Raw genomic sequence first — 24,407 nt, 5'->3', positions numbered from 1 at the left:
GGTGCTTTAATGGATGTAATAAAGCTCTTAGAATATCTACAAGATATCATAGAAACTTCTTCTAAGGTTCCTATGACAGGAAGGGTAGTTGTAGATAGAAAGGAGATATTAGATGTTATAGACAGAATAATGAATGAACTTCCAGCTGAAATAAAGAAAGCACAATTTATATGCGATAGGAAAGAAAAAATAATAGAAGAGGGAGAAAGAGAAAGGGATAGGCTTCAAAAGGAAAGCTTAGAAATGTTTCGTGAAAGAGTAAATGAACATAATATAACAAAGGAAGCTGAAATTGTAGCTAGAGACATAATAAGTTCTGCTGAAGCAGATGCTAAGTCTATTAGATTAGGAGCACGAGACTATACTCATGACGTAATTTCTTCTTTAGAAAAAGATGTGTTACGCTATAGAGAGAAATTAATGGACAACATAAAAGAGGAAATGGAAAAATTTGTCCATTCCCTTGAAAATGATTTTAAAGATACAACAAAAATTCTACAAAACAATTTAAAAGAATTAGAACAAATGAATAAGTAATTACTTCACTCTTATTTCTTTATAGTTAAATACTACAAAAGGTAACAGGAGTAAAATAATTATAATAAAAACTAATTTATTTTCAATTATTGTAGGGTTGTTAAATATAAAAGCAGAGCTCTTTCTATAAAGATATTTATAAAGTAATAGTGAGTATATACTGCAAAATATGCCTTGAATTAGTTTATATCCAACGTAGTATTTTGAGGAAAATTTCAATCTACTCATAAAAGAATTACACTGCCATATTATACATATACCGCTAAAACCTAATAAAAATCCTAAAACTAATATTTTTATATCTAAAGATATAGAGGCGTGGGAAATTAAATTACATCCATTAGTAATTTCTAGAATTCCAAGAATAAACCCCTGAGTTAATTCATTAGGGAGTTTAAATAAATTATATAGTAAATTTGAAATAGCATTAAATATAATGCTATTTTTTATTATTTCATTGAGTATAAAAAATAAAGTTACAAAGCCCCCGACTAAAGTGGAAGTTTTTATAGCATTTTCTATGGAGCTTTTTAAAGTAGTTCCCATATCAAAAGGAGAATTTTTTTTATTAAAAGAATAATCTTTAATATTAGCTTTATTAGGTATTATAAGCCCCATAGTAAAGCAAGATAAGTAACTTGCTATTAAAAAAATGTATCCTAAAGTTTTATCTTTAAGCATGGATGCACCTAAAGTACCTACTATAAAAAGTGGGCTTGCACTTGAAGCTATGTTTAAAAGTCGTCTACAGGTATAAAAATCTATAAGACCTTCTTCATATAAATCACAAGAATATTTTGCTCCTAAAGGATAGCCACATAAGGCGCTTACAACCAAAGGAAAACTGCATTGTTTAGGCAATTTAAGTGGATGACATAGTATCTTACCAAGTAGTTTGGAGTATATGCTCACTCCGTTTGAATACAATATTAAATTTGATATAACTAAAAAAGGGAAAAGTGAAGGAAATACTTTATAAAAAAATAAACTTATTCCCTGCAAACAACTATCAATACATTTTAATGGATTTAAAATAAAAAATAATATGAGTAAAGTACACATAAAAGTTAAAACATAAGATAAATCTTTAATATAATGGATTAATGCAATTGATAGTAAAATCATAATAAAATATATTACAAAAACCAAAATTAACCTCTTTAATAGATTGCTATATTACAATGTATATGGAGAGTTTTTGAAATTATTCTTTTAGATTAACTTTGGTAAACAACTAACAAAGAATAGTGCCAGAGTACTTGATGGTGTTTCATGTTATAATATGAAAGATAATGTACACTATTTTTTACTTAACTGCTTATTATGATATTTTGAAAGAGTAAGTATAGCTACTATAGAACCTATTAATGCAAAAAGCATGTCCCATTGAGTATCCCATATATCTCCTTGAGTTCCTAAAAAGGCTTCCGCAGCTGTCCCTGTAAATTTTGCTACTGCAAATTCAATTAATTCATAGGATGCGCTAATAGCTAAACATATACAAACAATTATAAATTCCAACCATTTCTTTTTAGTTACAATATTATTTCTTATCAAGATTTCCCTTGCAATTATAGCAGGTATAAAACCTTGAGAAAAATGACCTAATCTATCATAATAATTTCTATTTAAATTAAAAACATCTCTTATTACATTAAATAAAGGCATTTGAGCATAGGTATAATGCCCACCTACTATTAAGATAAGAGCATGAACCCAAATTAAAATATAAACTAAATTAGTAAATTTAAATTTACAATAAATAATGATTAATACAAATCCACCTATTATTGCAGGAAGAACTTCTAAAATCCAAGTAAACTTATCAAAAGGATTAATACCCGACCATATTAAAATTATTAGTATACTATTTATTAAAAATAAGTGTAGAGTTTTATCTTTCATATATTAGTTTTCTCCTTTAAATTTATTAGTTAATTATAAAATTGGGACGGTTAATGCAATTTTATCATAAAAGTGGTAAAATCACATTAACCGTCCCTCCAATTTATTCATTTTAAAACTGGTTTTTTTAAGAAGTCATCTAAGGGATTTACTTTTTTATTTAAAAGACTGTAGCATTTAGTGGCATTTATATCTAAATTAAGAGTACTATCTATTTTTTTAGGTATTTTATTTATAATTGGTATATTAGAACTTTTTTTAATAAGTTTTAATATATCCTGTCCTTTTCTATTAAAACCTAGTATTCTAGCATAGGGACAAGGTTTTCTCCTCAGCTCATCACTATTAATCATATCCATTCCAATGAAATAATGACATAGTATTCTCTTTATTCTAGTGTAGGTATATCGTTTTGTCTTTATCATGTCCATGGCTTCTTTTAAGGTATTACATGTGTCTAAAGCTCTATATATTCTATTGTGAATACCCTCTGAAACATCGGGAAGATTTTCTATAGAGCCAGTATTAGAAAAATATTTATGTTTTATATAAGTAAACATATCCTCTTCAAAAGGAAATTTACATTGTTCATTTTGAAAATTTTTAAGCATATTTAATACGGTTTCAGGTACTGATTTTACTAAGTTATCTAAATTTTCATTATTTCCTATATATTCTCTTATAGCAGTAGCGCTTGACAAATTATCCCTTAAATGCAAACAATTATAATGAGAACCTTGACGTTTTACAGTAAAAGGCTTAATATTACTATTAATTTTAAATAAATTTTTGCAGTATTCTAGAGCGAGTATGTTATTTGATAAACATAAAACATTGTTAAAATCAAAACTATTTTTTCCTTTTCTCATAAAGTTTATTAGTGCTTTTTCACGAGCATTTGGAAAAGATATACCTTTATCTATAAAATTTTTTAAATCTTCTTTAAAACTTAAAGGTTCTTCCTGTAAAATCTTTGAAGTTTTTAATATTATATCTATATTGCCAAGTTCACTCCCAAAACATAAGTTATTTACTATGTTTATACCATCTAAAAGAGATGTAGCTCCGTAAGCGAAAAATTCAGCTGAGGAGGTGCTATATATAGTAGGTAGTTCCAAAACTAAATCCACTCCGTTTAAAAGGGCTAATTTTGCTCTAGTCCACTTATCCAATAGAGCGGGGCTTCCTCTCTGAACAAAATGTCCACTCATTACTGCAACTATTCCATCACAATCAGTTATTTCTTTAGTTTTATTTAAATGATATAAATGTCCATTGTGAAAGGGATTATATTCTACTATTACACCAGTTATATTCAAAAAATATTCCTCCTTAGGATAAATAATTGTTTAAAATTCTTTTAATAGTCAAAAATATTATACAATATATTAATTAACATATAAACATTGATATTATTTTAACATTTTTATGAACTGATATATCCCATAAATGTATATTTTATTAAACTATATAACCTATATGTTATAAAAATAGCAATCTATTTTAAAAACACCACTTGAAACTTATATAGAAAAAGTCTTATATTAATATATGGGTATAATATGACCCACAAACAAATCACTAATGTGAAATGTGAAGGGAGATAATACGTACATGAAATTAATGGAAGAAATTTGGGCTAAAGCAAAAGCTAATAAAAAGAAAATTGTTTTACCTGAAGGTGAAGAAGAAAGAAATATTGAGGCTTGTAGTAAGATAATAGAAAACGCGATAGCAGATGTAGTTCTAGTAGGAAATCCTGAAAGGATTAAAGAAATAGCAAATAAATTAGGAGTAAATGTGGATGGGGCAGAAATAGTGGACCCTGAAACTTCAGATAAGACAGCAGATTATGCTAAAGCACTTTATGAACTTAGAAAACATAAGGGAGTAACTATTGAAAAAGCAGAAAAAATAATTAGAGATCCATTATACTTTGGAACAATGATGGTTCAGAAAAATGATGTTGATGGCATGGTATCTGGTGCAATACACACTACAGGAGACCTTTTAAGACCAGGACTTCAAATAGTTAAGACAGCACCAGGAACATCAGTAGTATCTAGTTCTTTTATAATGATGGTTCCAGGTTCTAAATTTGGAAATGAAGGACTTTTACTATTTGCAGATTGTGCAGTAAATCCAAATCCAACAGCAGAAGATTTAGCATCAATTGCTATATCAACAGCAGAAACAGCTAAAAATTTATGTGGATTAGATCCTAAAGTAGCATTATTATCCTTCTCAACTCAAGGAAGTGCTAGCCACGATTTAGTAGATAAAGTTGTAACTGCAACTAAACTTGCAAAAGAAAAAAGACCGGATTTAGCAATAGACGGAGAATTACAATTAGATGCGGCTATAGTTAAAAGTGTTGCAGATTTAAAAGCACCAAATAGCGAAGTTGCAGGGAAAGCAAATGTTTTAGTGTTCCCTGATTTACAAGCAGGAAATATAGGATATAAATTAGTTCAAAGATTTGCTAATGCAGAGGCTATAGGACCTATAACTCAAGGTTTTGCTAAGCCAATAAACGATTTATCAAGAGGTTGTACTTCAGATGACATAGTAAACGTAGTAGCTGTTACTGCAGTGCAAGCTCAAAACCAATAAAAGGTAGTTAACCATTAAAATATATTAAGGTTCAAACTGAAAGGAGATTTTAAATTGAAAATTTTAGTAATAAATTGTGGCAGTTCATCTCTTAAATATCAATTTATAAACATGACCAACGAAGACGTTTTAGCTAAAGGACTTGTAGAAAGAATAGGGATGGAAGGTTCTATTTTAACTCATAAAGTTAATGATGAAAAATATGTAATACAAGAACCTATGAAGGATCATAAAGATGCTATAAAATTGGTTTTAGACGCTTTAACTGATAAGGAACATGGTGTTATAGAGGATATGTCCGAAATATCCTCAGTTGGACACAGAGTGGTTCATGGAGGAGAAAAATATGCAAATTCTGTATTAATAGACGAAGATGTAATGAAATCTTTAGAAGAATGCATAAAACTTGCTCCATTACACAATCCACCAAATATTATAGGTATAAATGCATGTAAAGCTTTAATGCCAAATACTCCAATGGTTGCAGTATTTGATACAGCTTTCCATCAAACTATACCAGAATATGCTTATATATATCCATTACCATATGAACTATATAAAAAATATGGAATAAGAAAATATGGATTCCACGGAACATCACATAGATATGTATCTAAAAGAGTAGCAGAGTTGATGGGTAAAGACATAAAAGACTTAAAAATAATAACTTGTCATCTTGGAAATGGTGCAAGTATTTGTGCTGTTAATGAAGGAAAATCCGTTGAAACTAGCATGGGCTTTACACCACTTGAAGGAATAGCTATGGGAACAAGATCAGGAAGTATAGATCCAGCGATATTACCATTTTTAATGAAAGAATTAAACTTAAATTTAGATGATTTAAATAATCTTTTAAATAAAAAATCTGGTGTATATGGAATATCTGGAGTTAGTAGTGACTTTAGAGATATAGAAGAAGCGGCTGAAGAAGGAAATGATAGAGCTAAACTTGCATTAGATGTTTTCCATTACAAGGTTAGAAGATTTATAGGTTCTTATGCTGCAGCTATGGGTGGAGTAGATTGTGTTGTATTTACAGCAGGACTTGGAGAAAACTCTGCAGAAAGTAGAGAAGAAATATGCAAAAACTTAGAATTCTTAGGAATAAAAATAAATGAAAAGAAGAATAATGAAGGAAGAGGATTTGCCAAAGTTATAAGTGAAGACAACTCAAAAGTAAAGGTTTTTGTAATACCAACAGACGAAGAACTTATGATAGCAAGAGATACTAATGAAATTGTTAGTAATCTTAAATAGGAAAATTTAAATAAATCTTGACTTTTAATTCCTGTCTTTATATAATAAATTGTGGCTAAGCATTGAGGTGAGTTTTATGAAAATAGATGTATCAAAGCTATTAAAAAAAGAAATAGCTAAAGAGGACATTGATGTAACCATTGAATCAACACAGTTTGAACATGGTGGTGAAATTATTAGGTTTTTAGCACCTATCCATTTTAAGGGTAGCGTAACTAGTGTTGAAAATACATTAGTACTTGAAGGGCTTTTTGATACAAAAATTGAGTTAAGCTGTTCAAGATGTTTAGAGAACATAAAAAAAGACGTGGAGGTAAAAGTTAGAGAAACTTTTACTGCAAATGAAGCTGATAAAGATGGATTTGACATCTTTATAGAAGATAATATTATTGATATAATGGAAATCATAGAAAATAATATTATAACAATTTTGCCAGTGAAAAAACTTTGTAAAGAAGATTGTAAGGGTTTATGTCCTAAATGTGGAACAAATCTCAATTATAACAAATGTAATTGTGACAAAGATGATAATATTGATCCAAGGATGGCAAAATTAAAAGATTTCTTTGCATCTAACTAAGGAGGTGTTTGTAGTGGCAAATCCAAAGAGAAAAACTTCAAAAGCTAGAAGAGATTCAAGAAGAGCTCAGAATTATAAGATGAGTGCTCCTGGAATAGTAGAATGTCCTCAATGCCATGAAATGAAGCTTGCTCACAGAGTTTGTAAGAGCTGTGGACATTATAAAGGAAAAGAAGTTGTAGCTAGCGAAGCTTAATAAATCCCAACAATAACATTCTACTAATTTTGGTAAAATGTAAGATTGTTAAAGAATAAAAAGAAAGTCTTTAGACTTTCTTTTATTTTTTATGTACAAACATGATTTGTAATCAATGTAGTCGTATAGAAATAATATTTATGATACAATTTATATTAGTTAATAGATAATAGTGAATAGTTTAGGTGAGATTTTTATATAATTAAAAACTTTTCGTAATGATAATAGAGAAAAGTTACCCAAGTTGTTCATTATTCATTATAAGGTGCCATGAACTTTAGGAAGGGGAGTGAAAGTATGAAAATAGCTGTAGACGGCATGGGAGGGGATTTTGCACCTAAGGAAGTAGTTGCTGGTTGTGTAGATGCCCTTAATGAAAACAAAGATTTACATATAGTAATAACGGGTAAAGAAGAATTAATAAAAAAAGAATTAGAAGGACATAACTATGATGAAGATAGAATAGAAGTTTTAGATGCTAGGGAAGTTATATCTACAAATGATTCACCAGTTATGGCAATAAGAAGAAAAAAAGATTCTAGTTTGAACAAAGGTTTACAATTAGTAAAAGAAAAGAAAGTTGAAGGTATAATCTCTGCTGGAAGTACTGGGGCTTTTATGGCAGGTTCTTTATTTATAGTAGGTAGAATAAAGGGTATAGATAGACCTGCACTAGCTCCGATAATGCCAGGTAAAAATGCTCCTTTTATGGTTATAGATGTAGGGGCAAATGCAGAGTGTAAGCCTCAAAATTTATTACAATTTGCATTAATGGGCAAAATATATTTTGAGAAAATATTAAATGTAAAAAATCCTACAATAGGTTTAGTTAATATTGGTGTAGAAGAAGAAAAAGGCACAGAATTAACAAAAGAAGCATATAAATTATTAAAGAACTCTGGTTTAAATTTTATAGGTAATGTGGAGCCTAGAGATATACCAACAGGTGATGTAAATATATTGGTATGTGACGGCTTTACAGGGAATACGATTTTAAAAACCTATGAAGGAGTAGCTCAGAATATATTTGAAATTTTAAAAGCTGAAATAATGAGCAGTTTCCAAGGGAAAATAGGAGGAGCTTTATTAAAGCCTTCTTTTAAAAATATAAAAAAGAAATTTAACTATAAAGAATACGGTGGTGCGGCTTTCATTGGCGTAGAAGGTATTTGTGTAAAAGCTCATGGGTCATCAGATAGAAAAGCTTTTAAAAATGCTATAAAACAATGTATAAATTTCCATAAAGGTAATATTATTAATAATATAAAAGAAGAACTCGTTAATATAGAAACTTTACACTAAATAAAAATTTTGCTTCATAAAATTTTTATGTTGTAAATTCTTGACGGTAACAGCAATATGTAATATTATCTAATTATAAGTTTGTAGGGAGGTGAAATATATGATACTTGATAAGGTTAAAGACATAATTTCAGAACAATTAGGTATAGATCCAGAAGAAATAAAAATGGAATCTTCATTTGTAGACGATTTAGGAGCTGACTCTTTAGATGTAGTAGAGTTAATTATGGCCCTAGAAACTGAATTCGACTTAGAAATAGCCGACGAAGATGCTGAAAAGGTAGCTACTGTGGGAGATGTTGTGGAATACTTAAGAAATCATGTTGAAGATTAAAATATAAGTCCCGTAGATAAACGGGGCTTTAAATTTATTTTAAGAAAATCTAAGTTTATTGTTGAATTTGTTAATCCTAGCAAATTGAATAATAAACTTCTTTATTTAAAAGGAGTTTTAGAATTATGAATAAATACATGGATTTGAAAGATCTTCAAAATAAAATAGAAATAAAATTTGAAAATATAAAGTTATTACATATAGCTCTAACTCATAGTTCATATGCAAATGAAAAAAAGAGAATACAATACAATGAAAGACTAGAATTTTTGGGTGATTCTGTACTACAATTAGTTATAACGGAATATTTATTTATGAACTATAAGGATAAATCAGAAGGAGAGCTTTCAAAAAAAAGGGCTTTAATCGTATGTGAGAATTCCTTATTTAGTATAGCTAAAAATTTGGAATTAGGAGAATATATAAAGATGAGCAAAGGAGAAGAACTAACAGGTGGTAGAGAAAGAATCTCTATTTTAGCAGATGCTGTAGAGGCATTAATCGCTTCTATATATTTAGACAAAGGTATTGATGTAGTTCGAGAGTTTATATTAAAAAATTTTTATAATATAGTTGAAAAGGCCATGAAGGATGAGATAATACTTGATTATAAAACTAAACTACAGGAAATAATTCAAAAAGATGGAGACATACAAATAAATTATATTCTCATAAAACATGAAGGACCACCCCATAGAAGAAAATTTTATACAGAAGTAAAAATAAAAGATAATGTATTAGGTTATGGTATAGGATACAGCAAAAAAGAATCAGAACAAAATGCTGCTAAAAAAGCCATAGAAAATATGGAGGTTAATAAAGAATATGAGTAAAAAACATTATATAATTCCTATTTTCGTTCCTCATGAAGGATGCGTTCATAACTGTGTGTTTTGTAATCAGAACTCAATAACGGGAATAAGTGAAGTAATAGATGACAAATACACAAAAGATACTATAGAAACCTATTTACAGACTATAAATAAAACTCAAGAAACTATAATAGAAGTATCTTTTTTTGGAGGAAGTTTTACTGCAATAGATATAAATAAGCAAAAAAGGCTTTTGAAGGTGGCAAAGGAATATAAGGAAAAGGGACTTATAGATTTTATAAGATTATCAACAAGACCGGATTATATAGATGATGCTATATTAACTAATCTAAAGGATTACAAAGTAGATATTATAGAACTAGGAGTTCAATCTCTTGATGAAGAGGTATTAAAAAAATCCGCAAGAGGACATAGTGAAAAGGATGTAAAAGAGGCTTCCAAGCTAATACATGAATATGGATTTACTCTAGGTCATCAAGTGATGTTAGGGCTACCTGGAGATAGTTTTGAAAAGGATATAAAAACAGCCTTAAAGGTTATAGAGATGAAGCCTAAAATATGTAGAATATATCCAGCCCTTGTAATTAAGAATACTCCTATGGAGAAAATGTATAAAGAAGGAGTTTATCAGCCTTATACATTAGAGGAAGCAGTGGAAATTAGTAAAGAGTTATACAATATATTCACTGAAAATAATATAGAGGTAATAAGAATAGGATTACAACCTACAGAAGAGATAAATGAAGGTGGTGAACTAGTAGCGGGACCTTTTCATCCGGCTTTTAGAGAATTGGTGGAAGGTAAGCTTATAAATGAAAGAATTTTAGACTATTTACAGGACAAAAATTATGAGAAAGTAGAAATAGAGATAAATCCTAAAACCATATCAAAATTATATTCAAATAAAAAAGAATTTTTTTATGACACATTAAATAAATTAAAATTAAATAACATTAAAGTAATACAAAATTCTTCTCTAGGGGAAAAATTAATAGGTATTAAGTATGACGAAATTTATAATATTTTAGCGATACATAAAAAAATCTAAAAAGAGTATAAAGAAGGATATTTGACTAATATATAGAATAATTAATAAAGGATGTAAATGAATATATGTAAATTATAAGATCAAATTAATTATTTATGGTGGTATGGGAGGAATTATTTATGGAAATACTAAAAGTGTCAGCCAAATCAGAACCAAAATCAGTAGCAGGAGCACTAGCTGCGGCTATAAAAGAAAAGAATATTGCAGAAGTTCAAGCAGTAGGAGCAGGAGCTGTGAATCAAGCAATAAAAGCTATTGCCATAACTAGGGGATTTGTAGCACCAAATGGAGTAGATTTAGTAGTTATTCCAGCTTTTTCAGAAGTAAGTATAGAGGGGGAAGAAAGAACTGCAATTAAATTTATTGTAGAACCGAGATAGGAATTAAAAATTATTATTTAAACAAAAGGTTCATTTCAAAAATTTGAAATGAACCTTTTTTAGTGAATAGTGAATAACTAAATAAAAATTGTGCATTGCTAAAATTGAGTTTATAATATAAACTATATTGTTGTTGATACTTATTTAAGAGGTGAAATTATTATGAAAAAGAAACAAAGAGATAAAATGAAAAAATATATGGTATATTTTTTACTTATATCTTTTTTGGTTAGTATATTGCCTATGATTTTTACTAGATAGGGAGTTGTAGATATGTTTTTAAAATCACTTGAGATAAGAGGTTTTAAATCTTTTGCTAATAAAACAGAAATAAATTTTCAAAAAGGTATTACTGCTATAGTTGGACCAAATGGTAGTGGTAAAAGTAATATATCTGACGCAATAAGATGGGTACTAGGAGAACAGAGTATAAAAAATTTAAGGGGAGGAAAAATGGAAGATGTAATTTTTGCTGGAACTCAATTTAGAAAGCCAGTAGGACTTGCAAAGGTTTCATTAACCTTAGATAATAGTAAATCTGAGTTACCCTTGGATTATTCAGAAATAATGGTTTCAAGAATTATTTATAGATCTGGCGAGAGTGAGTATTTAATAAATAATAATAAATGTAGGTTGAAAGATATTCAAGAGTTGTTTATGGACACTGGTATAGGAAAAGAAGGATATTCTATAATAGGACAAGGTAAAATAGATGCTATATTAAGTGGAAAGCCAGAAGAAAGAAGAAGTCTTTTAGAAGAGGCGGCGGGTATAGTAAAATTTAAAAAGAGAAAAGAAGAAGCAGAAAGAAAGCTTGAAAAAACAGAAGAGAATATCATAAGAATACAGGATATAACGTCAACTTATATGGAGAGACTTGGACCTTTAGAAAAAGAAAGTAAAAAAGCTAAAGAATTTTTAAACCTAAGTAATAATTTAAAAGAAAAAGAAATAAATATAATTTTGTACTCTATAGAAGAGTTAAACAGTAAAGTTGGACAACTTGATGAAAAAATAAAAGAAGTACAAGGTGAAATATCTAATTTGGAACTAAAAAAGAATGATTATAAAGAAAATCTAAAGAAATTAGGATTACAAATAGATAATTTAGAAGAAAGAATACAGGATAATAAAAAAGGATATTATAATAAAAAAGAAGAACATTCCAATTTGAAAAATGAAATATATATATTAAAAGAAAGAATAGATAATTTAAATAAATTCATAGAAAATGTATCTGATGAAATAAAAAAGGATAATATAAAGTTAGAAGAGATTTATAAATTTAAAAAAATAGGAGAAGAGCGATTCTCTAAAAATAAAAAATTGTTGGAAGAGTTATTAGTAGATTTTATAGAAAAAGAAGGACACATAGAAAACCTAAATAAGGAATTTAAAAACAAGGAGTTAGAATTAAAAAAGTGTAAAGAAGATCATATACAATATTTAAGTGAAATATCTAATTTAAAAAACAAAATGAGTCTAGTAGAGAATAATATAAAATCTACAAAAGATAAATTGATAAATCTTAAGGAAAATTATGAAAGTTGTATGAACTCTATAAAAATAAATATTACAACTTTAGAGGCTTTAAAAGATAAGGTAGAGGTAAGAAATATTACAAAAGAGAATCACCAAAATAAAATAAAAGAAAATAAAAAAGAAATAAGTAAGATAAACTCTATCTTAAATAGGAAAAACAAAGAAGTAAAAGATTTAAATATAAACTTTAATAAATTAATGGGTAACTATCAGTTTTTAAGCAATCTAGAAAGAGAATATGAAGGATACAATAAATCTGTTAAAAATCTAATGAAAGCTATACAAAGAGGCCATATTAAAAATGCTTTAAATAATTCCTTTGTAGTAGGAGAAGTTATAAATGTAAAAAAAGAATACGAACTATGTATGGAGATAGCTCTTGGAGGAGCCATATCAAATATAATAACTAGAGATGAGAATATAGCAAAAGAACTTATAAATTATTTAAAGATAAATAAATTAGGTAGAGCTACATTTTTGCCTTTAAATATTATTAAGGGAAATTCTATAGAATTATCCAAGGATATAAAAAATACTTCAGGTTATATAGGTATTGCCTGTGAACTTATTAATTACAAAGAGGAATTTTCACAAATTATAAAACATATTTTAGGAAGAACCATAATATGTGAAGACATGGACAAAGCTTTGAATATAGCTAAAAAGTTAAATTATAGATACAAAATAGTTACCCTTGCAGGAGAAATTATTAATGCAGGAGGAGCCTTAACAGGGGGAAGTGTTTATCAAGGCAAAAACTCTAATGTAATAGGTAGAAAAAGAGAAATAAAAGAGCTGCAAAGAGAAATAAAAGAAATAGAAAATAAAATAAAGTTAGAAACAGATGTAATAGAAAAAGATAAAAATAAATTGAGTTCTTTAGAAGAAAATTGTTTGAATTTAAAGGACGAAATATATTTTGAAGATATAGAAATAACTAAATTAACTGAAAAACTATACAGCATAGAAAAAGAAAATCTAAAACTAAAAGATAGAATGAAAATATTAAAAAATGAAAAAGAAACTCTTAATAAGGAATTAGAGGACTATGGAAAAGATGAAGAAGAGAATAAAGGTAATTTACTTTATTTAGAAAAAACGCAAAATGATAATGAAAAGAAAATACATATATTAGAAAATGAATTAAAAGACAAAGAAGAAAGCCTAAATAAATTAAAGGAAGGTCTAACTTTAAAGAGGATAGAAAAAGCTCAAATAGAAGAAGTCATATCAAACGATTTAAAAGAATTGGAAAGAACAGATACGGATGTAGAAAATTTAAAAAATAGTTTAGCAGGTAAATATGAAAGACTTAAAGCTTCTAAGATTAAATTACAAGAATACATAGAAAATTTAGATTCAAATAAAGGTTTAACTGAGGAAGTGGAAAAAAAATTAACTTTAATAGAGGAAACATTTAAGGAAGAAGAGATACAATTATTAAAACTTAAAGAAGACAAAAATAAGATACAAGGTGAAGAGGAAAATATAATAGATATAAAGGGGAAAAAAGAAGAGGTTTTCCATAAATATGATATAAGTATGACAAAGCTTCAAACTCAAAGAGAAAATTTATATAATAAGATTATGGAATATGAGGTAAATTCCTATGAAGAGGCATTAGAGTATAAAAAACCCATAGATAATTTGAATGATTATAGAAATTATATAAAAAATATTAAGACAGAAATAAATAAATTGGGTACAGTAAATGTTGGGGCCATACAAGAATATGAAAATACTAAAGAAAAATATGATTTTATGAGCTCTCAAAAAGAAGATCTTATTAATGCAAAGGATGAAATAACGCAGTTAATAGATGGAATGACTAATAAGATGAAAATTATATTTAAAGAAAACTTTCAAAAACTGAGAGAAAACTTTGATGAAACCTTTAAGGAGTTATTTAAGGGCGGGACTGCAGATTTACTTTTAAGTTCAGAAGACGAATTAAATGGAGCTATAGATATTACAGTTCAGCCACCAGGTAAAAAGCTTCAAAATATAAATCTTATGTCTGGAGGAGAAAAAGTATTATCAGCTATAGCTTTATTGTTTGCTATATTAAAGATGAAGCCTACACCTTTTTGCATATTAGATGAAATAGAAGCGGCATTAGATGATGCTAATGTAGTAAGATATGCAGAATTTTTAAAGTCATTTTCAAATAATATACAGTTTATAATAATAACTCATAGAAAAGGAAGTATGGAAGTTAGTAATGCTTTATATGGTATAACTATGGAAGAAAAAGGTGTATCAAAAGTTGTTTCTGTAGATTTAAAAAATTAGCGTAGTAAATAAGGAGGCAGTTTTAATGTTCGGAGGTTTTTTTGGAAAATTAAAAGAAGGATTAACGAAAACAAAGGATAATTTTACAGGTAAAATAAGTTCAATGCTTAATTTATATGTAAATATAGACGAGGATCTATTTGAGGAATTAGAAGAAATTCTTATTACATCAGATATAGGTGTGGAAACATCCTTAGATATAATAGATAATTTAAGAGAAAAAATAAAGGAAAAAAAAATAAAAGATCCAAAAGAAGTTATACCTTGTTTAAAAGAGGTTATTATTGACATGCTAGGAGATGAAGAGAATTCTATAATTCCAGAAAAAACACCAGAAATAATTTTAGTAATTGGTGTAAATGGAGTAGGAAAGACAACTTCTATAGGAAAAATGTCTCATAAATTAAAAAATAATGGATTTAAAGTTTTAATGGCTGCTGGAGATACCTTTAGAGCTGCTGCTATAGAACAGTTAGAAGTATGGAGTCAAAGAGCAGGTGTTGATATAATAAGGCAACAAGAGGGTTCAGATCCTGCAGCAGTTGTATTTGACAGTATACAGGCGGCTAAAGCAAGAAAAACAGATGTATTGATATGTGATACAGCAGGTAGACTTCATAATAAGAAAAATTTAATGGATGAACTTTCAAAAATAAATAGAATAGTTGAAAGAGAATACAGTGAAGCAAATAAAAAAACATATTTAGTTTTAGATGCCACCACAGGACAAAACGCACTTCAACAAGCAAAGCAGTTTACCCAGGTTTGTAATGTAGATGGAATAATATTGACCAAATTAGATGGTACTGCTAAGGGAGGAATAGTAATATCCATAAAGCATCAACTAAATATTCCTGTGAAATTAATAGGAGTTGGAGAAGGAATAGATGATCTTCAAAATTTCAATTCAAGAGAATTTGTAGAAGCCTTATTCTAATGAACAATTTAGGAGGATTTTCTTCCGTTTTACTCCAGAAAATCTTAATTTTGATTGAAGGCTCGTTTAGCTTCGCTAAACATTAAGGTTTTATAAAATTAAAATTTTTTTGTAATGATAATGGAGAAAAAAATATCAATAATCATTCATTATTAATTAAAAAAGGAGTCTGTTAAGTAAAAATACTTGACAGCTCTTTTTTTTTTTGATAATATATATTTTGTTCACTTAAAGGAGTAGGTTTCATGGAAGAAAAAATAGAAATGTCAATGTTACTAGACTTTTATGGAATTTTACTTACAGATAAACAAAAAAGCATTATGAACTTATACTGTAATGAAGATTTTTCTTTAGCAGAAATATCTGAACACACTAAAACCAGTAGGCAGGCAGTTCATGATATAATAAAAAGATGTGGTAAACTTCTTAAAAGCTATGAAGAAAAATTAAAACTTATGGGTAAACATATAGAGAAGATAAAAGCTAAAAAAAATATGTTAAATAAACTAGACTATTTAAAAGAAAACTGTAAGGAAGAAGAACTACAGAAGTTAATAGAAGAATTAAAAAATGAATTAAATAATAGTTTAGGAGGTTAGATATGGCATTTGATGGGTTAGCCTCTAAATTGCAGGAAACCTTTAAGAAACTTAGAGGTAAGGGAAAGCTTTCCGAAAAAGATATAAAAGAGGCTATGAGAGAAGTTAGATTGGCTCTTTTAGAAGCAGATGTTAACTATAAAATAGTTAAAGACTTTGTTAAAAGTGTAAGTGAAAAGTGTAATGGTAAAGAGGTTTTAGAAAGTCTTACTCCAGGGCAACAAGTAGTTAAAATCGTAAACGACGAATTAATAGAACTTATGGGGAGTAAGGAAAGTGAAATAAACTTTGAAGCCAATAAACCTACAGTAATAATGTTAGTTGGTCTTCAAGGGGCAGGTAAAACTACCATGGCAGGTAAACTTGCTTTGCAACTTAGAAAAAAGAACAAGAAACCTTTATTAGTAGCTTGCGACATATATAGACCTGCGGCAATAAAGCAATTACAGGTTGTAGGAAGTCAAATTGATGTTCCAGTATTTACACTGGGAGATAAAACAAATCCTGTAGATATATCTAAAGCTGCAATAAAACATGCAAAGGAAAACAATTTAAATACTATAATTATAGATACAGCAGGACGACTTCATATTGATGAAAATCTAATGGATGAATTAAAATCTATTAAAGAAAACATAGAGCCTAATGAAGTTTTGCTAGTAGTGGATTCTATGACAGGACAGGATGCTATAAATGTAGCTGAAAGCTTTAATGAAAAGTTAAATATAAGTGGAGTTATCCTAACAAAACTTGATGGTGATACCAGAGGTGGTGCTGCATTATCAATTAAAGCAATGACAGGAAAGCCTATAAAGTTTATAGGTATTGGAGAAAAAATGAATGACCTAGAAGTGTTCTATCCTGAAAGGATGGCATCAAGAATTCTAGGCATGGGAGATGTACTAAGCCTTATTGAAAAAGCTGAACAAGAAATTGATAAAGATGAAGCTGAAAAAATAGGTAGTAGAATAATGAACCAAGAGTTCAACTTAGAAGATTTCCTTTCTGCAATGCAGCAAATGAAAAAATTAGGACCACTAAATAAATTAGTGGAAATGCTACCAGGTGCCAATAGTAAAGAACTTAAAGGTATTGACTTTGATAAAGGTGAAAAAGATCTTAAAAGAATAGAATCAATTATAAGTTCTATGACAATAAAAGAAAGAAAAAACCCTTCATTAGTAAGTGGTTCTCCTACTAGAAAAAAAAGAATTGCTAATGGTTCTGGTACCACAGTTCAGCAGGTAAACAAAATTTTAAAAGACTTTGAAAACATGAGAAAAATGATGAAGCAAATGAATGGAATACAAAAAGGATTTAAGAAAAAGAAAGGTCTTTTTGGAAAGTTTCCATTTTAATATAATAATTAATTCTATTTAAAGGAGGTGAAAAGTAAAATGGCAGTAAAGATAAGATTAAGAAGAATGGGTGCTAAAAAAGCTCCTTTCTACAGAGTAATTGTAGCTGATTCTAGATCTCCAAGAAACGGAAGATTTATAGAAGAAATAGGATACTATAATCCAACAACTGAACCAGTTACAGTTAAAATAGACGAAGAAAAAGCAATCAATTGGGTGAAAAATGGTGCTCAACCTACAGATGTAGTTAAAAAGCTTTTTGTAAGAACTGGTATCAATGAAAAGCTTGTTAAGTAATACGGGGGTGTAGTGCATGAAAGAGTTAGTAGAAATTATAGCAAAAGCCTTAGTGGATAACCCTGATATGGTTCAAGTTAATGAAATTGCTGGAGAGCAATCTATAATACTTGAATTAAAAGTTGCTCAAGAAGATATGGGAAAAGTAATAGGAAAACAGGGAAGAATAGCAAAAGCTATTAGAACTGTAGTTAAAGCAGCAGCAATTAAAGAAAATAAAAGAGTTGTTGTAGAAATAATATAATTATTTAGAAGAGAGTTAGGGTGTAAACCTAGCTCTTTTTTGAAAAGAGGTAAATTTATGGAACAATTTCTTAAAATAGGTCTTATTATAAATACCCACGGATTAAAAGGAGAACTAAAAGTAAACCCACAAACTGATAATATAGATAGATTCAAAAAGTTAAAAAGGGTTTACATAGCTGGAGAAGAAAAACAAGTAGAAGGATGTAAATTTTTAAATGATAAGGTAGTTTTAAAAATACAAGGTATAGATGGTATTGAAATTGCTAATAAATACAGAAATAAATATATAGAAGTTAAAAGAGAAGATGCAGTAGAGCTTCCAGAAGGTAGATACTATGTTGCAGATATTATAGGCTGTAAAGTATTAGACGAAGATGGAAACTACCTTGGTAAAGTAAAAGAGGTTATACATACTAAAAATAATGATGTATACTGGGTAGAAGGAAAAAAAGAATTATTAATTCCTGTTCTAAAGACTATTGTGGTTAAAATAGATATAGAAAATGAAGAAATAATAATAAAACCTGTAAAAACATGGCTTTTAGAATAGACATATTAACCCTTTTTCCTGATATGTTTAATATATTTAACCACAGTATTATGGGGAAAGCTTTAGAAAAGGATATAATTAATATAAATACCATAAATATAAGAGATTTTACAGAAGATAAACATAAAAAAGTAGATGACTACCCCTATGGTGGCGGAGCAGGAATGGTAATGTCACTTCAACCTATAGTCGATTCCTTAAAGAGGGTAAAAGAAAGCAATAGGGGAAAGGTTATATTTTTAGGACCAAGAGGAAAAACTTTTAGTCATGAAATGGCTAAGGAATTATCTAAAGAAGAAGAACTGATATTTTTATGTGGACACTATGAAGGAATAGATGAAAGATGCTATGATTACATAGATTTAGAGATTTCTCTGGGAGATTTTATCCTTACTGGAGGAGAAATGGCCTGTATACCTATAGTAGATAGTATATGCAGATTGATACCAGGTGTTTTGGGAAAAAATGAAAGTTTTATGGAAGAATCTTTTTATGAAGGGCTTTTAGAATATCCTCATTATACTAGACCAGAGAATTTTAAGGGAAAAGAGGTTCCTAAAATATTGTTATCTGGTCACCATGAAAATATCAGAAAATGGAGAAAGTCTAAATCCCTAAAAATAACAAAGAAAAGAAGACCAGATTTATTTAAAAAGTATAATCTTACAAAAGAAGATGAGAAACTTCTATCTAGTGAAGAATAAAAGTTTATGTTGAAAAATACATATACATATGATAAAATTATTTTCGTGCTAGTACGGGCGGTCCTCTGTTTATTGTAAGTAAATAAAGTATGAACGTCAAATAATGATTAGGAGGGAATGCACAATGTTAGATGTAATAAAAGCTATAGAAGCAGAACAAATTAGAACTGATTTACCAGCTTTTAAAGTAGGAGATACTGTAAAAGTACATGTTAAGATCAAAGAAGGAACAAGAGAAAGAATACAAGTATTTGAAGGTACTGTAATTAAAAGACAAAATGGTGGATTAAGAGAAACATTTACAGTTAGAAGACTTGCTTATGGAGTAGGTGTAGAAAGAACTTTCCCAGTTAACGCTCCTACAGTATCAAAGATTGAAATTGTAAGAAAAGGTAAAGTAAGAAGAGCTAAACTATTCTACTTAAGAGATAGAGTAGGTAAAGCTGCAAAAGTAAAAGAACGTAGATATTAAGAAAATGGGGCTTTGAAGAGTCCCTTTTTTTGCATATTAGGATGGTGATATATAATGGTAAAGGAATTAATTGAATTAGGAAAATCTATTTTAATAGCAATTATTGCTGCTTTTTTTATAATTACATTTATATTTGAAACAGTAAGTGTAGATGGTCATTCTATGTATCCCACTTTAAATAACAGGGATAGACTAATAGTTGAGAAGGTAACTTATTATTTTAGAGAACCCAAGAAGGGAGATATAGTAGTTATAAAATATCCTAAAAATCCAAAAGAAAAATTTATAAAAAGAGTTATAGCTACAGGTGGAGATAGAGTTAGAGTAGAGGACAATAAAGTTTATGTAAATGATGAACCTAAAGATGAAAATTATATTTTTGAACAAAATATGGAAGATTTTCATGAAGTGAAAATACCAGAAGGAACTATCTTTGTAATGGGTGATAACAGAAATAATAGTTTAGACAGTAGAGATGAAAGAGTGGGCTTTGTAAAGCTAAATATGGTAGTAGGAAAAGCTACATTAAGAATATATCCTTTTAAAAAGTGGGGTATGTTATCTGCTATAACAAATTAACTTCGGAAAGGAAGATTAACATGGATATAAACTGGTTTCCTGGTCATATGGCTAAAACTAGAAGAGAGTTAAAAGAAAATTTAAAAATGGTAGACGCAATTATAGAAATAAGGGATGCCAGAATAGTAAAATCTAGTGCCAATCCAGAAATAGAAAATATATGTGGAAACAAGCCTAGAATTATATTATTAAATAAAAGTGATCTAGGAGAAGAAAAGGTAACTAATGAATGGATAAAAGCTTTATCAGGAGAAAACACAAAGGTAATAGCAATAAATAGTCTTAAAGATTCTGGAATGAAGAAGATAAAGAATGCTATAGATGACCTTTTAAAAGAAAAAACTGAAAAATTAAAAGCTAAGGGTTTAAAGAATATAGTAAATAGAGTTATGGTAGTAGGTATTCCTAATGTTGGAAAATCTACTTTTATAAATAGAATGGCTAAAAGTAGTATAGCGAAGACTGGAGATAGACCAGGAGTTACTAAAAGTAGACAATGGATAAAAACAAAGATAGGTGTAGAACTTATGGATACTCCAGGTATACTTTGGCCTAAATTTGAAGATGAAAAGGTAGGATTAAACCTAGCCTTTACAGGTGCCATAAAAGATGAAATCATGGATATAGAAACCCTTGCATTAAATCTTATAGAAAGATTATCAGAGGACTATGGTGAAAATTTAAAAGAGAGATATAAATTAGATAAATTAGAGGAGATCCCTTTAGATAATATGGAGAATATAGCAAAAAAAAGAGGAGCTATATTAGGGAGAGGAGAAATAGATTATAATAGAGTAGCTATAATGATTTTAGATGAGTTTAGAGGTGGAAAACTGGGAAGGATATCTCTGGAAAAACCAGAATAGGTAAGGGAGATAATATGGAGAAAGAAATTTATAAAATGGACTTTAATGATATGACTTTTAAAGATATAAAAGATATTGTAGATGGAATGAAGAAAGTTGAAAATATAGAATGTTTAATATATATAAATGATATTCTAATGAAAGATAAAAGAAAAACAGTGCAAAATTTAAGTCAGAGCATTAATAAATTTATATGTAGAAGAGAAGAAGAAATAGTAAGATTAAAAAAAATGTATGATTTTGATAAAAAATTTGCTAATAATGTTCTAATTGCAGGAGTAGATGAGGTAGGAAGAGGACCATTAGCAGGACCAATCGTTGCAGCAGCTGTAATTTTAGATTTAAACTATAAAAACCATAATGATTTGTTTTATGGTTTGAAAGATTCCAAAAAGCTTAGAGCAAAGGAAAGGGAGAATTTATCTCATATAATAAAGGATAAAGCTCTATACTATAATATATTTGAGTTAGACAATCATATGATAGACACTAGTGGAATTGCTTGGTGCAATAATGAAGTTTTAAAAAAATCTACACTGGGTTTAGAGGTGACTCCTGGAATTGTAATATCTGATGGATTTAGCATAAAAAATATAAATATAAAAAATGAATACATAATAAAAGGAGATGCTAAAAGTGCAAGTATTGCAGCAGCATCTATTATAGCAAAAGTATATAGAGATAAAAAAATGGAGGAGTACTCTAAAATATATCCTCATTACGGATTTGAAAAAAATTCTGGTTATGGAACAGATGAACACACAAAGGCATTAAAAAAATACGGACCTTGCCCTATCCATAGAATGAGTTTTTTATCTAATTATATTTAATAGCTGGAGCTAAAAATTTTAGAGTTGAAATGCATCTTTAATTAATCTAATAGAATAGTCATCATTATAATTATTAAAGATAATTTCAATTACATCAAATCTAAAGTAAAATCTATTAAGCTTTTTTTTTAGAATATATAATTGGGCAGTTTTATATATCTTATATTGCTTTGCAAAATTAACTGATTCTCCAGGAGAACCATACAGATTTCCATATCTAGATTTTACTTCTAGAAAACTTATAATATCACCATCTTTTCCTATTATATCTATTTCTCCTACTCTGCATGAAAAATTTCTGTCTAGAATAATGTATCCATTTTGTATTAGATAGTTTTCTGCAACAGCCTCACCAATATTTCCTATTTGTTTATTATAGGAATTCATAAGTATTCCCCTTTCTTTTAAAACAATTGTCCTATAATATGAATAAAAGATTTCCTGACCAAAGGAAGAAAATCTACCTTAGTTATTCATTAATAAAAGTGTTCCACATTTTTATTATATTATACTATAATTTCAAGAAAATACCTATTGAAAAATTAATAAATATATTTTTAAAAGAAGTTTGAAAGACTTCTTTTTTTATTATAAAAAAAATTTTTTTGTCAACAATGATAAGGAGGTGAAGAAAAATATGGTAGTAAAAATAAATACAGCAACTTTTACAGGCATTGAAGGTATACCTATTAATGTAGAAGTGGATATTAATAGAGGGTTACCTAATTTTAACATAGTTGGAATGGCGGATACTTCTATTAAAGAATCAAAGGATAGGGTTAGAAGTGCCATAATAAATTCAGGATTTGAATTTCCGCTTGGAAAAATTACTGTTAATTTAGCTCCAGCAGATATAAAAAAAGAAGGAGCTCTTTTTGATTTACCTATAGCAATAGGTATACTATGTGCAACGGAACAAATAAAAATAGAAGATATTAAAGAGTATGTATTTTTAGGAGAATTATCTTTAGTAGGAGAGTTAAAAAAAGTAAAAGGAGCGTTGCCTATAGTTGTATCTGGTATAAAAAAAGAAATTAGCAATTATGTTATACCTATTGAAAATAAAAATGAATGTTCAATGATAGATAAAGCTAATATATATCCCTTTAATAATTTAATAGAAGTTATTAATTTCCTTCAATTTAAAGATGTATATCCTTATAAAACTAATTTTGAAAAGAGTAAAAAAAATGAAGAGAGGATTGATTTTCTTGATGTAATAGGTCAGGAAAGTGCTAAAAGAGCCCTAGAAGTTGCAGCAGCTGGAAACCATAATGTAATTTTATATGGTCCCCCAGGCACGGGAAAGACAATGCTTGCACAAAGAGTTACTACTATATTGCCAGAAATAACTTACGAAGAGTCTTTAGAATGTACAAAAATATATAGTGTAGCTGGATATTTAGATGAAGAACATGGGTTTATAAATGAAAGACCTTTTAGAGAGATACATAATACTTCAACAAAAATTGCATTAATAGGTGGAGGGAGAAAGCTACTTCCAGGGGAAATATCCCTAGCTCATAATGGAGTCTTATTTTTAGATGAAATATTAGAGTTCAATAAAGGTACATTAGAGTCTTTAAGGCAACCTATAGAAAATAGAAAAATAAAAATAACAAGAAGCACGGGAACTGTAGAATATCCATGTAATTGTATGTTGATTGCTTCATTAAACCCTTGTCCTTGTTCTAAAGATATATGTGTATGCACTCCCTACGAAAAAGAAAAATATATAAATAAATTATCTAGAGCTTTTTTAGATAGGATAGATATTTACACTTCTTTATCAAAAATACAATATAGCAAGATAAAAGAAGGGCAAAGAGGAGAAAGTTCAAAAGTTGTAAGACAGCGAATAAATAGTGCACGGGAAATTCAAAGACGGAGATTTAAAAAAGAAAATATTTTAACCAATGGAGAAATGAATATAAATAATATTATGAAATATTGTAAGCTAGATAAAAATTCTGTTAAATTTATGGAAAAAGTTTATAAAAAATTTAATTTTAGCACTAGAGTTTACTCTAGAATATTAAAAGTATCTAGAACCATTGCAGATTTAGATGAAAGAGAAAATATAATAGAAGAAGACTTAATTGAAGCTCTTCAGTATAGAAGGTTTTTAGAAAATATAGTATAAAAGAGGT

The 24,407-nt window shown here is 28.4% G+C and carries 27 protein-coding genes; 23 read left to right on the top strand and 4 right to left on the bottom strand.

Features of this window, described 5'->3' with window-relative positions; genetic code table 11:
- Positions 1-9: 9 nt before the first annotated feature.
- Complete coding sequence (locus tag B5D21_RS07605) at positions 10-537, top strand: hypothetical protein (RefSeq protein WP_011099465.1); 528 nt, start codon at positions 10-12, stop codon at positions 535-537.
- On the opposite strand, the gene ylbJ is transcribed toward B5D21_RS07605, so the two are convergent.
- The 3 genes from ylbJ to B5D21_RS07590 all read right to left on the bottom strand — a co-directional run bounded on the left by ylbJ (position 538) and on the right by B5D21_RS07590 (position 3,761).
- Positions 538-1,662, bottom strand: a complete 1,125-nt coding sequence (gene ylbJ, locus B5D21_RS07600; protein WP_035124943.1) for a sporulation integral membrane protein YlbJ — start codon at positions 1,660-1,662, stop codon at positions 538-540. It abuts the gene before it with no gap.
- A gap of 174 nt (positions 1,663-1,836) precedes the next feature.
- Entirely contained in the window at positions 1,837-2,442 is a 606-nt protein-coding gene (locus B5D21_RS07595; protein ID WP_011099467.1) for a DUF2238 domain-containing protein, read from the bottom strand.
- Positions 2,443-2,549: 107 nt separating this feature from the next.
- Entirely contained in the window at positions 2,550-3,761 is a 1,212-nt protein-coding gene (locus B5D21_RS07590) for a nucleotidyltransferase (protein ID WP_011099468.1), read from the bottom strand.
- Positions 3,762-4,056: 295 nt separating this feature from the next.
- On the opposite strand from B5D21_RS07590, the gene pta reads away from it, so the two are divergent.
- The 21 genes from pta (at position 4,057) to B5D21_RS07485 (ending at position 22,257) form a co-directional block, all read left to right on the top strand.
- Positions 4,057-5,055, top strand: coding sequence for a phosphate acetyltransferase (gene pta, locus B5D21_RS07585; RefSeq protein ID WP_035109908.1), 999 nt, complete (start codon positions 4,057-4,059; stop codon positions 5,053-5,055).
- Between the two features lie 54 nt (positions 5,056-5,109).
- The gene (locus B5D21_RS07580) at positions 5,110-6,312 is read left to right on the top strand and encodes an acetate kinase (RefSeq protein ID WP_011099470.1); all 1,203 of its coding nucleotides are present in this window, start codon (positions 5,110-5,112) and stop codon (positions 6,310-6,312) included.
- 76 nt (positions 6,313-6,388) lie between these two features.
- Complete coding sequence (locus tag B5D21_RS07575) at positions 6,389-6,892, top strand: YceD family protein (RefSeq protein WP_023438124.1); 504 nt, start codon at positions 6,389-6,391, stop codon at positions 6,890-6,892.
- Between the two features lie 13 nt (positions 6,893-6,905).
- Positions 6,906-7,088: a 50S ribosomal protein L32 gene (rpmF, locus tag B5D21_RS07570; protein ID WP_023438125.1), complete on the top strand. Its 183-nt coding sequence runs from the start codon at positions 6,906-6,908 to the stop codon at positions 7,086-7,088.
- 297 nt (positions 7,089-7,385) lie between these two features.
- Positions 7,386-8,390, top strand: coding sequence for a phosphate acyltransferase PlsX (gene plsX / locus B5D21_RS07565; protein WP_035109906.1), 1,005 nt, complete (start codon positions 7,386-7,388; stop codon positions 8,388-8,390).
- 100 nt (positions 8,391-8,490) lie between these two features.
- Positions 8,491-8,724, top strand: a complete 234-nt coding sequence (gene acpP, locus B5D21_RS07560; RefSeq protein ID WP_023438128.1) for an acyl carrier protein — start codon at positions 8,491-8,493, stop codon at positions 8,722-8,724.
- A 125-nt stretch (positions 8,725-8,849) separates the two neighbouring features.
- A complete protein-coding gene (gene rnc, locus B5D21_RS07555; RefSeq protein WP_011099473.1) occupies positions 8,850-9,557 on the top strand; it encodes a ribonuclease III in 708 nt (235 codons plus the stop codon).
- Positions 9,550-10,605, top strand: coding sequence for an elongator complex protein 3 (locus B5D21_RS07550; protein WP_011099474.1), 1,056 nt, complete (start codon positions 9,550-9,552; stop codon positions 10,603-10,605). Before rnc ends, B5D21_RS07550 begins: the two co-directional genes overlap by 8 nt.
- Positions 10,606-10,724: 119 nt before the next feature.
- Positions 10,725-10,985, top strand: coding sequence for a stage V sporulation protein S (locus B5D21_RS07545; RefSeq protein ID WP_023438131.1), 261 nt, complete (start codon positions 10,725-10,727; stop codon positions 10,983-10,985).
- 273 nt (positions 10,986-11,258) lie between these two features.
- Entirely contained in the window at positions 11,259-14,819 is a 3,561-nt protein-coding gene (gene smc, locus B5D21_RS07540; RefSeq protein WP_011099475.1) for a chromosome segregation protein SMC, read from the top strand.
- Positions 14,820-14,844: 25 nt separating this feature from the next.
- Positions 14,845-15,756 carry a signal recognition particle-docking protein FtsY gene (gene ftsY, locus B5D21_RS07535; protein ID WP_011099476.1) on the top strand — a complete coding sequence of 304 codons (912 nt, stop codon included), beginning with the start codon at positions 14,845-14,847 and terminating at the stop codon, positions 15,754-15,756.
- 245 nt (positions 15,757-16,001) lie between these two features.
- Positions 16,002-16,355: a putative DNA-binding protein gene (locus tag B5D21_RS07530; protein WP_011099477.1), complete on the top strand. Its 354-nt coding sequence runs from the start codon at positions 16,002-16,004 to the stop codon at positions 16,353-16,355.
- Positions 16,356-16,357: 2 nt separating this feature from the next.
- On the top strand, positions 16,358-17,713 hold the full coding sequence (gene ffh, locus B5D21_RS07525) for a signal recognition particle protein (RefSeq protein ID WP_011099478.1): 1,356 nt from the start codon (positions 16,358-16,360) through the stop codon (positions 17,711-17,713).
- 39 nt (positions 17,714-17,752) lie between these two features.
- Complete coding sequence (gene rpsP, locus B5D21_RS07520) at positions 17,753-18,010, top strand: 30S ribosomal protein S16 (protein ID WP_023438135.1); 258 nt, start codon at positions 17,753-17,755, stop codon at positions 18,008-18,010.
- A gap of 16 nt (positions 18,011-18,026) precedes the next feature.
- Positions 18,027-18,254 carry a KH domain-containing protein gene (locus tag B5D21_RS07515; protein ID WP_023438136.1) on the top strand — a complete coding sequence of 76 codons (228 nt, stop codon included), beginning with the start codon at positions 18,027-18,029 and terminating at the stop codon, positions 18,252-18,254.
- Positions 18,255-18,311: 57 nt separating this feature from the next.
- Positions 18,312-18,806: a ribosome maturation factor RimM gene (rimM, locus tag B5D21_RS07510; RefSeq protein WP_035124887.1), complete on the top strand. Its 495-nt coding sequence runs from the start codon at positions 18,312-18,314 to the stop codon at positions 18,804-18,806.
- Entirely contained in the window at positions 18,791-19,510 is a 720-nt protein-coding gene (gene trmD, locus B5D21_RS07505) for a tRNA (guanosine(37)-N1)-methyltransferase TrmD (RefSeq protein ID WP_011099480.1), read from the top strand. The genes rimM and trmD overlap by 16 nt, the downstream gene beginning before the upstream one ends.
- Before the next feature lie 124 nt (positions 19,511-19,634).
- Positions 19,635-19,982: a 50S ribosomal protein L19 gene (gene rplS, locus B5D21_RS07500; protein WP_035109897.1), complete on the top strand. Its 348-nt coding sequence runs from the start codon at positions 19,635-19,637 to the stop codon at positions 19,980-19,982.
- A 54-nt stretch (positions 19,983-20,036) separates the two neighbouring features.
- Positions 20,037-20,561 carry a signal peptidase I gene (lepB, locus tag B5D21_RS07495; RefSeq protein WP_011099482.1) on the top strand — a complete coding sequence of 175 codons (525 nt, stop codon included), beginning with the start codon at positions 20,037-20,039 and terminating at the stop codon, positions 20,559-20,561.
- 20 nt (positions 20,562-20,581) lie between these two features.
- Positions 20,582-21,427, top strand: coding sequence for a ribosome biogenesis GTPase YlqF (gene ylqF / locus B5D21_RS07490; RefSeq protein WP_035109896.1), 846 nt, complete (start codon positions 20,582-20,584; stop codon positions 21,425-21,427).
- Between the two features lie 50 nt (positions 21,428-21,477).
- Positions 21,478-22,257, top strand: coding sequence for a ribonuclease HII (locus tag B5D21_RS07485; protein ID WP_035110433.1), 780 nt, complete (start codon positions 21,478-21,480; stop codon positions 22,255-22,257).
- 18 nt (positions 22,258-22,275) lie between these two features.
- Here B5D21_RS07485 and B5D21_RS07480 read toward each other — a convergent pair whose 3' ends face one another.
- Positions 22,276-22,644 (bottom strand): YraN family protein, encoded by a 369-nt coding sequence (locus B5D21_RS07480; RefSeq protein WP_011099485.1) that lies wholly within the window; start codon positions 22,642-22,644, stop codon positions 22,276-22,278.
- A 250-nt stretch (positions 22,645-22,894) separates the two neighbouring features.
- On the opposite strand from B5D21_RS07480, the gene B5D21_RS07475 reads away from it, so the two are divergent.
- Entirely contained in the window at positions 22,895-24,400 is a 1,506-nt protein-coding gene (locus B5D21_RS07475) for a YifB family Mg chelatase-like AAA ATPase (RefSeq protein ID WP_035124884.1), read from the top strand.
- Positions 24,401-24,407 lie beyond the last annotated feature (7 nt).

Source organism: Clostridium tetani (assembly GCF_900167265.1).
GTDB lineage: Bacteria > Bacillota > Clostridia > Clostridiales > Clostridiaceae > Clostridium_G > Clostridium_G tetani.
The sequence above is the reverse complement of the archived record's forward strand: the minus strand, read 5'-3'. Positions and strand labels throughout refer to the sequence as shown.

Coding starts and splice junctions, on each gene's coding strand:
- B5D21_RS07605 (WP_011099465.1), top strand. CDS start 10: ATGGATGTAATAAAGCTCTTAGAATATCTACAAGATATCATAGAAACT.
- ylbJ (WP_035124943.1), bottom strand. CDS start 1,662: ATGATTTTACTATCAATTGCATTAATCCATTATATTAAAGATTTATCT.
- B5D21_RS07595 (WP_011099467.1), bottom strand. CDS start 2,442: ATGAAAGATAAAACTCTACACTTATTTTTAATAAATAGTATACTAATA.
- pta (WP_035109908.1), top strand. CDS start 4,057: ATGAAATTAATGGAAGAAATTTGGGCTAAAGCAAAAGCTAATAAAAAG.
- B5D21_RS07575 (WP_023438124.1), top strand. CDS start 6,389: ATGAAAATAGATGTATCAAAGCTATTAAAAAAAGAAATAGCTAAAGAG.
- plsX (WP_035109906.1), top strand. CDS start 7,386: ATGAAAATAGCTGTAGACGGCATGGGAGGGGATTTTGCACCTAAGGAA.
- acpP (WP_023438128.1), top strand. CDS start 8,491: ATGATACTTGATAAGGTTAAAGACATAATTTCAGAACAATTAGGTATA.
- rnc (WP_011099473.1), top strand. CDS start 8,850: ATGAATAAATACATGGATTTGAAAGATCTTCAAAATAAAATAGAAATA.
- B5D21_RS07550 (WP_011099474.1), top strand. CDS start 9,550: ATGAGTAAAAAACATTATATAATTCCTATTTTCGTTCCTCATGAAGGA.
- B5D21_RS07545 (WP_023438131.1), top strand. CDS start 10,725: ATGGAAATACTAAAAGTGTCAGCCAAATCAGAACCAAAATCAGTAGCA.
- smc (WP_011099475.1), top strand. CDS start 11,259: ATGTTTTTAAAATCACTTGAGATAAGAGGTTTTAAATCTTTTGCTAAT.
- ftsY (WP_011099476.1), top strand. CDS start 14,845: ATGTTCGGAGGTTTTTTTGGAAAATTAAAAGAAGGATTAACGAAAACA.
- B5D21_RS07530 (WP_011099477.1), top strand. CDS start 16,002: ATGGAAGAAAAAATAGAAATGTCAATGTTACTAGACTTTTATGGAATT.
- ffh (WP_011099478.1), top strand. CDS start 16,358: ATGGCATTTGATGGGTTAGCCTCTAAATTGCAGGAAACCTTTAAGAAA.
- rpsP (WP_023438135.1), top strand. CDS start 17,753: ATGGCAGTAAAGATAAGATTAAGAAGAATGGGTGCTAAAAAAGCTCCT.
- B5D21_RS07515 (WP_023438136.1), top strand. CDS start 18,027: ATGAAAGAGTTAGTAGAAATTATAGCAAAAGCCTTAGTGGATAACCCT.
- rimM (WP_035124887.1), top strand. CDS start 18,312: ATGGAACAATTTCTTAAAATAGGTCTTATTATAAATACCCACGGATTA.
- trmD (WP_011099480.1), top strand. CDS start 18,791: ATGGCTTTTAGAATAGACATATTAACCCTTTTTCCTGATATGTTTAAT.
- rplS (WP_035109897.1), top strand. CDS start 19,635: ATGTTAGATGTAATAAAAGCTATAGAAGCAGAACAAATTAGAACTGAT.
- lepB (WP_011099482.1), top strand. CDS start 20,037: ATGGTAAAGGAATTAATTGAATTAGGAAAATCTATTTTAATAGCAATT.
- ylqF (WP_035109896.1), top strand. CDS start 20,582: ATGGATATAAACTGGTTTCCTGGTCATATGGCTAAAACTAGAAGAGAG.
- B5D21_RS07485 (WP_035110433.1), top strand. CDS start 21,478: ATGACTTTTAAAGATATAAAAGATATTGTAGATGGAATGAAGAAAGTT.
- B5D21_RS07480 (WP_011099485.1), bottom strand. CDS start 22,644: ATGAATTCCTATAATAAACAAATAGGAAATATTGGTGAGGCTGTTGCA.
- B5D21_RS07475 (WP_035124884.1), top strand. CDS start 22,895: ATGGTAGTAAAAATAAATACAGCAACTTTTACAGGCATTGAAGGTATA.